Here is a 12,634-nt window from a genome sequence, read left to right as displayed (position 1 = left end):
TCACCGACGAGCACGTCGGTGACGGCGGAGCGCGGGTGCGTCCGGCTGCCGTGACCCCTGTCCGACCCGTAACCGGGGCTGTCGCCCCTGCGAGGTAACCGCATGCCCAGCGAGTTCTTCATTCCCGACCCCGAGGGTCAAGTCCCCACCGCCGAGGGCTACTTCGGCGCGTTCGGCGGCAAGTTCATCCCGGAGGCGCTGGTCGCCGCCGTGGACGAGGTCGCCGTCGAGTACGACAAGGCGAAGTCCGACCCCGAGTTCGCCCGCGAACTCGACGACCTGCTCGTCCACTACACCGGACGCCCCAGCTCCCTCACGGAGGTGCCGCGCTTCGCCGAACACGCGGGCGGCGCACGCGTCTTCCTCAAGCGCGAGGACCTCAACCACACCGGCTCGCACAAGATCAACAACGTGCTCGGCCAGGCCCTGCTCACCAAGCGCATGGGCAAGACCCGCGTCATCGCGGAGACCGGCGCCGGCCAGCACGGCGTCGCCACGGCCACCGCCTGCGCGCTGTTCGGCCTCGAATGCACCATCTACATGGGCGAGATCGACACCCAGCGCCAGGCGCTGAACGTGGCCCGGATGCGGATGCTCGGCGCCGAGGTCATCGCCGTGAAGTCCGGCTCGCGCACCCTCAAGGACGCCATCAACGAGGCGTTCCGCGACTGGGTCGCCAACGTCGACCGCACCCACTACCTCTTCGGCACGGTGGCGGGCCCGCACCCCTTCCCCGCCATGGTCCGCGACTTCCACCGCGTCATCGGCGTCGAGGCCCGCCGGCAGATCCTGGAGCGCGCCGGACGGCTGCCCGACGCCGCCGTCGCCTGTGTCGGCGGCGGCTCGAACGCCATCGGCCTCTTCCATGCCTTCATCCCCGACAGCGACGTCCGCCTGATCGGCTGCGAACCGGCCGGGCACGGCGTGGAGACCGGCGAGCACGCGGCGACGCTGACCGCCGGCGAGCCCGGCATCCTGCACGGATCGCGGTCGTACGTCCTCCAGGACGAGGAGGGCCAGATCACCGAGCCCTACTCGATCTCGGCCGGACTCGACTACCCCGGCATCGGCCCCGAGCACGCCCACCTCAAGGACAGCGGCCGCGGCGAGTACCGCGCGGTCACCGACGACGCGGCGATGCAGGCCCTGCGGCTGCTCTCCCGCACGGAGGGCATCATCCCGGCCATCGAGAGCGCCCACGCCCTCGCCGGGGCCCTGGAGGTCGGCAAGGAGCTGGGCAAGGACGGGCTGATCGTCGTCAACCTGTCCGGGCGCGGCGACAAGGACATGGACACGGCCGCCCGCTACTTCGGCCTGTACGAGACCGGGGCCGACGCCGTCGTCCCGGCGGACGCCGAGGGCGAGCACGCGGAGATCGAGGGGGACGCCAAGTGAGCGGCAACATCCAGCTGTTGAGCGACACGCTCGCCGCCGCGAAGGCTGAGGGCCGGTCCGCCCTCATCGCCTACCTGCCGGCCGGGTTCCCGACCGTCGACGGCGGGATCTCCGCCGTCAAGGCCGTCTTCGAGGGCGGCGCCGACATCGTCGAGGTCGGGCTGCCGCACAGCGACCCCGTCCTCGACGGGCCCGTCATCCAGACCGCCGACGACATCGCCCTGCGCGGCGGCCTCAAGATCGCGGACGTGATGCGGACGGTCCGGGAGGCCTTCGCGGCCACCGGCAGGCCGGTCCTCGTCATGACGTACTGGAACCCCATCGACCGCTACGGCGTCGAGCGGTTCACCGCCGAGCTCGCCGAGGCGGGCGGCGCGGGCTGCATCCTGCCCGACCTGCCCGTGCAGGAGTCGGCCCTGTGGAGGGAGCACGCCGAGAAGCACGGCCTCGCGACCGTCTTCGTCGTCGCGCCCAGCAGCAAGGACGCCCGGCTCGCCGAGATCACCGCGGCGGGCAGCGGCTTCGTCTACGCGGCCTCGCTGATGGGCGTCACCGGAACGCGCGCCTCGGTCGGGGCGCAGGCCCAGGAACTGGTCGCGCGCACCAAGGCGACCACCGACCTGCCCGTCTGCGTCGGCCTCGGCGTCTCGAACGCCACCCAGGCCGCCGAGGTGGCCGGCTTCGCCGACGGCGTGATCGTCGGCTCCGCGTTCGTGAAGCTGATGCTGGACGCCCCGGACGAGGCGGCCGGTCTCGACGCCGTCCGCGCGCTCGCGGGCGACCTCGCGAAGGGCGTGCGCGAAACGGCGTGACGCCGGAGAGCGTGTCCGTACGTAACGGACAATACGCTCACTCGAACGGGTGGACCTTGGACCGGGGAGGCGCGCTGCGCCTCCCCGGTTCGTTCTGCCGGATGTGAGCGAGAAGAACCGTGACGGAAAGCGCAGCGCCCGCGAGCGGATGGCGGCGGAGCGAGAGAAGCAGAAGACCTCGGAGAAGCGCCGGCGCGCGCTGATCGTGGGGGCCTCGGTGGTCTGCGTGCTGGGTCTGGCGGCCGTGATCGGCGTGGTCGCCGCCAACTCGGGCAAGGACAAGAAGAGCGACGCCGCGGGCCCGGTCGTGACGCCCTCGGGCGCCACCGGCAAGGACAGTCTCGCCATCCCCGTCGGCAAGGACGGCGCCAAGTCGACCCTCACGGTCTGGGAGGACTTCCGCTGCCCGGCCTGCCAGGCCTTCGAGACGACGTACCGCCCGACCATCCACGAGCTGGTCGACGCCGGTCAGCTCAAGGTGGAGTACCACCTCGTCACGCTGATCGACGGGAACATGGGAGGAAGCGGCTCCCGCCAGGCGGCGAACGCCGCGGCCTGCGCCCAGGACGCCGGAAAGTTCAGCGCGTACCACGACGTGCTCTACGAGAACCAGCCCCAGGAGACCGAGGACACCTTCGCCGACAACGCCAAGCTCATCGAGCTCGCCGGCAAGGTCGACGGCCTGGACACCCCCGCGTTCCAGAAGTGTGTGAACGACGGGACGCACGACAGCTGGGTCACGAAGTCGAACGCCGCGTTCCAGAGCAGCGGCTTCAACGGCACGCCGACGGTGCTCCTCGGCGGCAAGAACATCTACGCGGACCAGTCGATGACCCCTGCCAAGCTGAAGCAGATGGTCGAGGCCGAGAACAAGGGCTGAGCCGTCCCTCGGCCCAGGTGGCCCCGGCCTGTCGGACGGGCCGGGGCAGCACCGCCGGGGGCTCCTGGGTCACAGCACGTTATGGACCCGTTGCAGGGCTGCCCGCCGTCGGCGGCGTCCGGCACGGTAGCGTCGACCCTGCCATGGAACTTGCCTTCATCCCCAGCCCGTCGCGCGGTGTGCTGCACCTCGGCCCCATTCCGCTGCGCGGCTACGCGTTCTGCATCATCATCGGCGTCTTCCTCGCCGTCTGGCTCGGCAACCGGCGCTGGATCGCCCGGGGCGGGCGGACCGGCACGGTGGCGGACATCGCGGTCTGGGCCGTGCCGTTCGGCCTCGTCGGCGGGCGTCTCTACCACGTGATCACGGACTACGAGCTGTACTTCAGCGCCGGCCGTGACTGGGTGGACGCCTTCAAGATCTGGGAGGGCGGCCTCGGCATCTGGGGCGCGATCGCGCTCGGCGCGGTGGGCGCCTGGATCGGCTGTCGCCGCCGGGGCATCCCGCTGCCCGCGTGGGCCGACGCCGTCGCCCCCGGTATCGCCTTCGCGCAGGCGGCCGGGCGCTGGGGCAACTGGTTCAACCAGGAGCTGTACGGCCGGGCGACGGACCTCCCGTGGGCGCTGCACATCACGTCCTCCACGGACGGCCGCGTCCCCGGCTACTACCACCCGACGTTCCTGTACGAGTCGCTGTGGTGCATCGGCGTCGGCCTGCTGGTCATCTGGGCCGACCGCCGCTTCACGCTCGGCCACGGACGCGCCTTCGCGCTGTACGTCGCCGCGTACTGCGTGGGCCGGTTCTGGATCGAGTACATGCGCGTCGACGACGCCCACCACATCCTGGGCCTGCGTCTCAACGACTGGACCGCGATCGGCGTCTTCCTCCTCGCGGTGCTGTACATCGTGCTCTCGTCCCGGATGCGTCCGGGCCGCGAGGCGGTCGTGGAGCCCGGCGCCGGTCCGGACGCCCCCTCCGACGCCGACACGTCGACGCCCTCTGCCGGAGCGGACGGCGAGACCGGGACGGACGCGGAGAACGCCGAGAAGGCCGACGGCAAGGACGCGGACGACGCCCCGTCGGTCGGCCTCGACAAGCCCGCCGCCGAGGACTCCGCCGGTTCCGCGGAGCCCACCGACGCCGAGGCGTCCGCGGCTCGGAGGGAGCCCGACGAGGCGTCCGACGCCCCGTCCGCGTCGTCGGCCGCGTCCCGGGACGAGGCCGGGTCGGCCAAGAAGAGCTGAGTTCCGCCCGTACGCCGAAGGGGGCGCCGCGTTCCAGGACGCGGCGCCCCCTTCGCGTCGTTCAGACCGTGCGCCGGGCCAGGGCGAGGGTGCGGCGGGCCCCCGTGACCACCGCCGCGTCGATGAAGCGGCCGTCCGGCAGGGCCTGGGCGCCCGGTTCCGCGGCGGCCGCCGCGACGACCGCCTCGGCCGCGTCGATCTCGGCGGGAGTGGGGAGGTAGGCCCGCTCGATGACGGGGAGCTGGCGGGGGTGGATGGCCGCGCGGCCGAGGAAGCCGAGCGCGCGCCCGTGCGCGCAGGACGCGGCCAGGCCCTCCACGTCGCGGATGTCGGGGTAGACCGTCTGGACGGGCGGCGGCAGTCCGGCCGCACGGGCGGCCACGATCACCCGGGCCCGGGACCAGTCCAGGCCCGTCTCGTCGCGGATGCCGAGGTCGGCGCGCAGGTCCGCCTCACCGATCGCGATGCCCCGCAGCGCCGTGTGCGACGAGGCGATGTCGAAGGCCTGCTCGATGCCGAGGGCCGTCTCCAGCAGGGCGTACAGCGGGATCGCGCCGCCCTCCGCCGGGGTCGCGCTCTCCGCGACCCGGACGACGTCGGAGCGCGAGGTGACCTTCGGCAGCCGTAGACCGGACAGGCCGGGCAGCGGCGAGAGGGTCTTCAGATCGGTGTCGGCGAACGGGCCGTCGAGGGCGTTGACCCGCACGTGCACCGGGACGGGCGGCCGCTGCGCGAGGAGCTCGGCGGTGGCGGCACGGGCGTACCCCTTGCGGTCCGGGGCGACCGCGTCCTCCAGGTCGACGAGCACGACGTCCGCACCGGAGGCGAGGGCCTTGGCCACCACCTCGGGGCGGTCACCGGGCGCGTACAGGTAGGTCAGGGGCAGCAGCTCCGCCGTCACAGCGCGCCCTCCGCTCTGAGCGCCTCGATCTCCGGCCCGGTCAGACCGAGTTCGGTGAGCACGTCGTCGGTGTCCGCGCCGTGCGGGCGGCCGGCCCAGTGGATCGCGCCGGGCGTGGCCGAGAGCCGGAAGAGGACGTTCTGCATGCGCAGCGGGCCCAGCTCGGGATCGTCGACGGTGGTGACGGAGTCCAGGGCCTGGTACTGCGGGTCGGTCATGACGTCCCGGACGTCCTGGACGGGGGCCACCGCCGCCTCCGCCTTCTCGAACTCCGCGAGCACCTCGTCCCGGCTGTGCCGGGCGATCCAGGCGCCGACCGCCCCGTCGAGGACGTCCGCGTGCCGGGCCCGCTCCGCGCCGGTCGCGAACCACGGCTCGTCGATCACGTCCGGACGGCCGACGAGCCGCATCACCCGCTCGGCGACCGACTGCGCCGACGTCGAGACGGCGACCCAGGAGCCGTCGGCCGTGCGGTAGGTGTTGCGGGGCGCGTTGTTCGCCGAGCGGTTGCCGGTGCGGGCCTGTACGTGACCGAGCTGGTCGTACCAGATGGGCTGCGGGCCGAGCACGGTCAGGATCGGCTCGATGATCGCCATGTCGATGACCTGGCCCTCGCCGGTGCGGTCGCGCGCGTTGAGCGCGGTCAGCACGGCGTACGCGGTCGCCAGCCCGGCGATCGAGTCGGCCAGGCCGAACGGGGGCAGGGTCGGCGGCGCGTCCGGTTCACCGGTGATCGCCGCGAAGCCGCTCATCGCCTCCGCGAGCGTGCCGAAGCCGGGGCGGCGCGCGTAGGGGCCGAACTGGCCGAAGGCGGTGACCCGGGCGAGGATCAGCCGGGGGTTCGCCGCGGACAGCTCCTCCCAGCCGAGGTCCCACTTCTCCAGCGTGCCCGGACGGAAGTTCTCGACGATCACGTCGGCGTCCGCGGCGAGCCGGAGCAGGGTGGCCCGGCCGCCGGGTTTCGACAGGTCGAGCGTGATCGTGCGCTTGTTGCGGCCGAGGAGCTTCCACCACAGACCGATGCCGTCCTTGGAGGGGCCGTGGCCGCGGGAGGGGTCCGGCCTGCTCGGGTGCTCGACCTTGACGACCTCGGCGCCGAAGTCGCCGAGCAGGGTGGCGGCGAGCGGGCCCGCGAACAGGGTCGCGAGGTCCAGGACGCGCAGGCCGTCGAGGGAGCCACCCTCCGGTCGGGCGCTCATGAGCCGGACCGGACGGCGTCGATCTGCGAGCGGTACGGCATCGACGACGTCGCGCCGTGCCGCTGTACCGACAGGGCGGCGGCCGACGACGCCCAGGAGAGCGCCTCCGGCATCTCCCGGCCTTCGGCCAGTGCCACCGCGAGGGTGCCGACGAAGGTGTCGCCGGCGCCGGTGGAGTCCACGGCGGTCACCTCCGGGGCGGGCACGGTGAGGGGTTCGGCGCCCCGGGCCGCGTAGAGGCAGCCGGCCGCGCCCAGGGTGACGACGACCTCCGGGACCTGTTCGAGCAGGGCGGCGGCGGCTCCGGCCGGGTCGGTGAACCCGGTGAGGGCGGCGGCCTCGTGCTGGTTCGGGACCAACAGGTCGATGGAGGACAGCAGCCGGGGCGGCAGGAACTGGGCGGGTGCGGGGGTGAGGATGGTGCGCACGCCGTGCTGCCGGGCGGCCTCGGCGCCCGCGACGACGGCCTCCAGCGGGATCTCCAGCTGAAGGAGGAGCGCGTCGGCGCCGGCGATGAGACCCTCGTCGCCCGGCGCGAGGGCGGTGACGGTGCCGTTGGCGGCGGGGATGACGACGATCGCGTTGGCGCCCTCGTCGTCCACCACGATGTGGGCGGTTCCGGACGGGCCCTCGATGGTGCGCAGATGGTCGGTGTTCACGCCGAAGTGCTCCAGCGTGGAGCGGAGTTGGGTGCCGAAGGCGTCGGCGCCGACCGCGCCGATCAGCGAGACGTCGGCTCCCGCGTGGGCGGCCGCCACCGCCTGGTTCGCTCCCTTGCCGCCGGGGATCGTGCGGAACTCGCGGCCCGTCACCGTCTCTCCGCGCTGCGGGGCTTTGGCGACGTACGCGACGAGGTCCATGTTCGTGCTGCCGAGCACGGCGATGTGGGTCATGGGCGAACGGTCTCCCGTTGTGTGAGGTGGGCGAGGGCGTCGAAGCCGACGCCGTCGAAGTCGCCGATGGAGGTGGCGAGCCGGTTCTTGAGGGGGCTCGTCCACCGGTCGGGCAGGGCGGCGGGGTCACCGGCGAGCAGTCCCGCGACACTTCCGGCCGTCGCGCCGTTCGAGTCGGTGTCCAGGCCGCCGGAGACGGCGCGGCACACCGAGGCGCCGAAGTCGCCGTCCGCGTGGGTGAGGGCGGCGGCGATCAGTGCGGTGTTGGGCACGGCGTGCACCCAGTGGTAGCCGTGGTGGGTGGCGTGCAGTTCGTCGACGACGGCATCGAAGTCGGCCGCGGTGTGGGCCAGTCGGACGGCGTGCCGGACGGCCCGGGCGAGTCGGGAGGCGGGCGGGACGACGGTGAGTCCGGTGCGCAGGCAGGTGTGGACGTCGCTCGCGCCGTCGGCGGCCTCGGCGATGACGGCCGCGATGAACATGGCCGCGTAGACGCCGTTGGCGGTGTGGGTGAGGACGGCGTCACGGTGCGCCTGTCCGGCTGCCCCGGCCGGGTCGCCGGGGTTGGTCCAGCCGTGCACGTCGGCGCGGATCAGGGCGCCGATCCACTCCCGGAAGGGGTTGCGCCGGCGGGCGGTGTCCGGAGGTTCGACGCCGGCCAGCAGATTGCCGTAGGCGACGCGTTCGGCGGTGAAGGTGCGGCCGGCGGGGAGCTCGTCCAGCCAGAGCCGCGCCACGTCCGCCGTGCTGAAGTCCCTGCCGTGGCGCTGGAGCAACAGGACGTTCAGCAAGGGGTAGTTGAGGTCGTCGTCCTCCGGCATGCCGTCGATGTTCTCGGCGAGGGAGGTGGGGGCGGAGCGCCGGTTCCAGGGGTGCTCGTCCAGCAGGTCCCGTGGGACGCCCCGTGCGGTGAACCAGGAGTCGAGGGGCCAGTTGCCCGCGGCCCGGGCGAGGGCCCGGATGCCGTGGAGGGGGAGCTTCTCCACGGGTTTGCCGAGCAGACAGCCCACGGCCCGGCCCAGCCAGGCGGCCTCCAGCCGGGCCGGGTCGGGAGGGGGCGCGGGTGTGGACGGCGGGGCCGGCCAGTGCGGGCAGCGGGCCCTGATCAGGGGCAGTTCCGTCGGCTCGTCGTCGGCCGACGGGGCCGGCAGCGCGTCGAGTTCGTCGAGCAGGTCGAGGGCCAGCCGGCGCAGCGACGGCGATGCCGGGACCGCCGAGGCGCCCGCGCGCGGCGGGGCCTGTCCGCCGCCCGCGGCCCGCCAGCGAGCGGCGACGGAGGCGGCGTCGCGGCCGTCCTGGGCCGCCTGGTGGAGCTCGTGGCCGAGGAGGTCCTCGGGCTGCACCCAGGTCAGCCGGAGCACGGTGTTCCCGTCAGCGTCGCGTACGCCGTCTCGTGGGCCCGGCGGCGTTCGACGTCACGAGCGAAGATCTCCCGCGTCACCTCGGTGAGCGTGCGCGCCGGGGCGTCCAGGTCGAGACGGCTGGCCTCCGCGACCGTCTTCGCCCAGTCGTGCGGAACCGTGGAGCCCAGCGCTCCGGCGACGGCCCCGGCCATGGTGGCGATGGAGTCGCAGTCGCGCCCGTAGTTGACCGAACCGAGCACCGCGTGCCGGAAGTCGCCGCCGGAGACGATCAACATGCCGAGCGCGACGGGGAGTTCCTCGATGGAGTGCAGGCGGGAGGGCCGTCGCGCGCCGAGGGAGGGGGCCCGGTAGTCGGGGCCGACCGTGTCGTAGGGGGCCACCGCCCGGCGCAGCGGGACGAGCGCCGACTCGAAGTCCGTGTACCGGGAGGCCACTTCGCACACCGCCTCGACGGCGTCGCGGGTGCCGTCCTTGGCCAGGGACAGACACGCGGCGACGACCGAGCCGGGGGTCGCGCCGGGTGCGCAGGCGGCGGCGACGGCCGCCGCGAACACCCCCGCCGCCTCGCGTCCGTACGAGGACTGGTGGGCGCCGGCGACGTCCAGCGCCTCCGCGTACGCGCCCGCCGGGTTCGCCGCGTTGACCAGGCCGACGGGGGCCATGTACATCGCGGCACCGCAGTTGACGATGTTCCCCGAGCCGGCCTCGCGGGGGTCGACGTGGCCGTAGTGCAGCCGGGCCACCAGCCACTTCTCGGCGAGGAAGATCCGCTGGAGGGGGAGCGCCTCGGCCTCCAGCTCCGGGATCCAGCGCGGGGTCGTCATCAGGTCCGGGACCAGGTGGGTGGCGACGGAGTAGGCGTCGAGGTGGTCGCGGACGCCGGCGTAGACCCGGACCAGCGCGTGGGTCATGAGGGTGTCGTCGGTGACGTGTCCGTCGCCCTTGTGGTACGGGGCGATGGGGCGGGCGGTGGGCCAGTCGTCGCCGTTCCAGGGGCCCACGATGCCGTGCACGCGGCCGCCGTGGCGCTCGGCGATCTGGTCGGGGGAGTACCCCTCGACGGGACCGCCGAGCGCGTCGCCGACGGCGGCTCCGACGAGGGCTCCGGCGATCCGTTCGTCGAGGCTTCCGGTTCCTACTCCTTTGGGCGTCATGCCCGAATCATCCCTCTGGGGTGGCCAGTTCCGGGGAATCGAGCGGGTCGGCGCGTCCCGCCGCTTCGAGGAGTTCGGCGAGCCCGATCAGATCGGTGCCGGTCAGTCGCGGAAGGGCACAGCCGGAAAGGGTGCGGCAGGCGTCGCGCCAGGAGGCGGGGAGGGCCGCGCCCCCGCCGAGCGCCCCGCAGAGCGCCCCGGCGAGGGCCGGGGCCGAGTCGGCGACCCGGGACAGGCAGGCGGCGGCCGGTACCGCCTCGGCGATCCGGCCGCGTGAGGCGATCGCGAGGGCCAGCGCGACGGGGACGGTCTCGGCCGCCGCGATGCCGTAGCTGTAGACGTGGTCGACGATCTGGTGCTCCAGCAGGGGCACCAGGGCGAAGGCGTTCTCGCTGCCCTCGGCCAGGGCGAGGGCGTGCCGGGCGTTGCGGCCGATCTCCGTACCGGCCGGGAGTTCGGCGAGGGCGGCGTCCACGCAGGCTTCGACGCGATGCCCGGCGAGCGCGAGGGACAAGGCGGCCGCCATCGCGCGGGCTCCGTGCACCCCGTCGCCGTCCTGGGTGTAGCGGGCGTCGAACTCGGCGAGTTCCGCGGCGAGTCGGGGCTCTCCCGGATGGGCGACGGCGAGTACGCAGGCCCGTACGCAGGCGGCGTCGTCGAAGTAGTGCGGGTTGTCGTGACCGGTGGCGGGCGGGCGCAGCCCGGTGGCGAGGTTGCCGAGTCCCGCCCGTACCGAGATGCGGGCCCGCAGGGGGAGCAGGGCGGACTCGACCTCGGGGGCGCGGTCCGCCGCGGCGGCGACCTCGCTGGCCACGGCGTTCCAGGACAGGTCGATGGACGCGCGCATCCGGCGCTCGTGGCCGATGTCGCCGAGGGCCGCGGTCTCGCCGGCCCGCAGCACGGCCTCCGCCGCGAACGCCGCCCACTCGGCGTCGTCCGACGGGCCGAGCCGCAGCGGCTCCGGTGGCTGGTTCAGGGCGATCGGCACGGGCAGGGTCGTCGTGGCGTTCTGCTCCGCGAAGGTGTCCAGTTCGCGGGTCAGCCGCCGCGTCCACTCCGGCATCCGCGCGGCCCGGTGCCGGGCGGCGGGCCAGCCGGCGGCGTCACCGGCGGCCAGCCCGAGCAGCAGCCCCTCGATCCGCCGGAGCGGCTCACCGGGCGTGCCCGGGCCGGCCGGCGCGTCGCCGGTGAGCTCGTCCGGGCGAGTCACCCGGTTCCGGGCGTCGCCGGCGTTCGTCGGCGGCTCGGGAGCCCGCAGGGGGGACACCGTCTCCGCGGTGAATCCGACCGTCCCGGGCTCGGCACCCCCCGCCGGAGCCACCGTCGGAGGGTTCCCCGCGAGGAGGGTCGGCGTCTCCGCCTCGCCCGCCGCGACGGACGGCGACAGGAAGGCCGCGGCCCCCGCCGGCGCCGCTCCCTCGCCCGCGTGCTCCCCGGAGATGTCCCCGGCCGGGCGGGGGCTCACGACCGCACCTCGCCGTCGGAGGCCGCGTCAGGGGTGCGCACGCCGGCCCCGGTGCCGAGGAGAGGGACCCCCGGGGGAGCCGGGGGCGCGCAGGCGTCGGGTGGTCGGGCCACAGGAGGGTCGGCGGCCGGAGCGGCCCGCCACTTCTCCCCGGACTCCGGGGCCAGGAGTTCGGCCACGTCCAGGATGTGGTGGCCCTCCATGGAGGGGAGGCAGCTGCCGCGGGCCGGTCCGATGGCGGACGCCCAGGCTACCGGGATCGCCGACGCACCCCGGGTCGCGCCCGCCAGCGCCCCGGCGACCGCGGCGGTCGTGTCGGCGTCGCGGCCCATGTTCACCGCGGTGAGCACGGACTCGGTGAACTCGCCGTCCGCGGCCGCGTACGCCCCGAAGGCGAGGGCCACCGCCTCGGGCGCGAGGTCGGTCCAGGGGTAGCCGCCGATCACCACCGCGGAGCGCACCGCCCGTTCGCCGTGGTGGGCCACCGCCACCGCGCGGCGCAGCGAACGGGCCGTCCACGAGTCGTCCGGGATGACGGCCAGCGCGGAGGCGACGACCGAGATCGTGGGGGCGCCGGCCATCGCGGCGGCGACGCCCGCGGCCACGGCCTGGCCGCCGTAGATGCCCTCGCCCTCGTGGCTCACCGAGCCGTCGATCGCCACGAGCCGCGCGGCCTCGGCGGGCCGCCCGGCCGCGAAGACCCCGAAGGGGGCCGCGCGCATGGCCAGACCGTCGCTCCAGGCGTGCCGGTGCTGGGCGGAGATGGGTGCCGCGAGCCCCCGGCGGAGGTTCTCCAGCGTGCCGCGCTCGCTGAATCCGGCCCCGCGGAACGGGCCCTCGTCGAGGTCCGCGATCCACTGGTGCCAGGCGGACTCGACGTGCGCCACGGTGAGCGCCGACCCGTGCCGGGCCAGCAGCAGTCCCGAGAAGATCGCGTACTCGGTGTCGTCCGTGCCCGCCGGATGCTCGGCGACGTACCCGGTGATCCGGCCCCACCGGGCACGGATCTCCGACGGCTTCATGTTCTCGGCGGGGGCGCCCAGCGCATCCCCGACGGCGAGTCCGAGCAGCGCGCCGCGGGCCCGGTCGCGGAGACCGGCGGCGCTCCCGGGAACCGGGGCCGAGGGAATGCAGGCGATGGAAGCCATACGTGCCTCTCCTCTCAGGGCCCCTGCAGGTGCGCGGAGTGCGGGCGCGGAACCCTTTGCGGATCTGTCCCACCTTGGCGGTTGACAAGAGCCTCGCGCGCCCCACTGTCACCCGGTCGACATCTGTGCGTGTCATGCCACGGATGAGCGGAAAAGGGTAAAGCCCCAGGTTAGCGCAG

Annotated in this window: 11 protein-coding genes; 4 read left to right on the top strand and 7 right to left on the bottom strand. The window is 74.2% G+C overall.

What is annotated here, in order from left to right; translation table 11 throughout:
• Nucleotides 1-102: 102 nt before the first annotated feature.
• From trpB to lgt, 4 genes are all read left to right on the top strand, one after another.
• Entirely contained in the window at nucleotides 103-1,395 is a 1,293-nt protein-coding gene (gene trpB / locus B0675_RS00185) for a tryptophan synthase subunit beta (protein WP_081216690.1), read from the top strand.
• Nucleotides 1,392-2,207 carry a tryptophan synthase subunit alpha gene (trpA, locus tag B0675_RS00180; protein WP_081216689.1) on the top strand — a complete coding sequence of 272 codons (816 nt, stop codon included), beginning with the start codon at nucleotides 1,392-1,394 and terminating at the stop codon, nucleotides 2,205-2,207. Before trpB ends, trpA begins: the two co-directional genes overlap by 4 nt.
• A gap of 103 nt (nucleotides 2,208-2,310) precedes the next feature.
• The gene (locus B0675_RS00175) at nucleotides 2,311-3,087 is read left to right on the top strand and encodes a thioredoxin domain-containing protein (protein WP_081216688.1); all 777 of its coding nucleotides are present in this window, start codon (nucleotides 2,311-2,313) and stop codon (nucleotides 3,085-3,087) included.
• Between the two features lie 143 nt (nucleotides 3,088-3,230).
• The gene (gene lgt / locus B0675_RS00170; RefSeq protein WP_081216687.1) at nucleotides 3,231-4,331 is read left to right on the top strand and encodes a prolipoprotein diacylglyceryl transferase; all 1,101 of its coding nucleotides are present in this window, start codon (nucleotides 3,231-3,233) and stop codon (nucleotides 4,329-4,331) included.
• Nucleotides 4,332-4,392: 61 nt separating this feature from the next.
• Here lgt and B0675_RS00165 read toward each other — a convergent pair whose 3' ends face one another.
• From B0675_RS00165 to B0675_RS00135, 7 genes are read right to left on the bottom strand one after another with little or no spacing between them, the layout of a single operon-like run.
• The gene (locus tag B0675_RS00165; protein ID WP_081216686.1) at nucleotides 4,393-5,232 is read right to left on the bottom strand and encodes a CoA ester lyase; all 840 of its coding nucleotides are present in this window, start codon (nucleotides 5,230-5,232) and stop codon (nucleotides 4,393-4,395) included.
• Nucleotides 5,229-6,431 (bottom strand): CoA transferase, encoded by a 1,203-nt coding sequence (locus B0675_RS00160; RefSeq protein ID WP_081216685.1) that lies wholly within the window; start codon nucleotides 6,429-6,431, stop codon nucleotides 5,229-5,231. Before B0675_RS00160 ends, B0675_RS00165 begins: the two co-directional genes overlap by 4 nt.
• Nucleotides 6,428-7,324, bottom strand: coding sequence for a ribokinase (rbsK, locus tag B0675_RS00155; protein WP_081216684.1), 897 nt, complete (start codon nucleotides 7,322-7,324; stop codon nucleotides 6,428-6,430). The genes B0675_RS00160 and rbsK overlap by 4 nt, the downstream gene beginning before the upstream one ends.
• Entirely contained in the window at nucleotides 7,321-8,685 is a 1,365-nt protein-coding gene (locus B0675_RS00150) for an ADP-ribosylglycohydrolase family protein (protein ID WP_081216683.1), read from the bottom strand. Before B0675_RS00150 ends, rbsK begins: the two co-directional genes overlap by 4 nt.
• Nucleotides 8,673-9,842 carry an ADP-ribosylglycohydrolase family protein gene (locus tag B0675_RS00145; protein WP_081216682.1) on the bottom strand — a complete coding sequence of 390 codons (1,170 nt, stop codon included), beginning with the start codon at nucleotides 9,840-9,842 and terminating at the stop codon, nucleotides 8,673-8,675. Before B0675_RS00145 ends, B0675_RS00150 begins: the two co-directional genes overlap by 13 nt.
• Nucleotides 9,843-9,849: 7 nt before the next feature.
• Complete coding sequence (locus B0675_RS00140; protein ID WP_241539655.1) at nucleotides 9,850-11,307, bottom strand: ADP-ribosylglycohydrolase family protein; 1,458 nt, start codon at nucleotides 11,305-11,307, stop codon at nucleotides 9,850-9,852.
• Nucleotides 11,304-12,455 (bottom strand): ADP-ribosylglycohydrolase family protein, encoded by a 1,152-nt coding sequence (locus tag B0675_RS00135; RefSeq protein ID WP_241539654.1) that lies wholly within the window; start codon nucleotides 12,453-12,455, stop codon nucleotides 11,304-11,306. Before B0675_RS00135 ends, B0675_RS00140 begins: the two co-directional genes overlap by 4 nt.
• Nucleotides 12,456-12,634 lie beyond the last annotated feature (179 nt).

The organism is Streptomyces sp. M41(2017) (assembly GCF_002078175.1).
In the GTDB taxonomy this organism is placed as follows: domain Bacteria; phylum Actinomycetota; class Actinomycetes; order Streptomycetales; family Streptomycetaceae; genus Streptomyces.
Note: the sequence above shows the minus strand (reverse complement) of the source record. Positions and strands in the feature narration are given on the sequence as shown.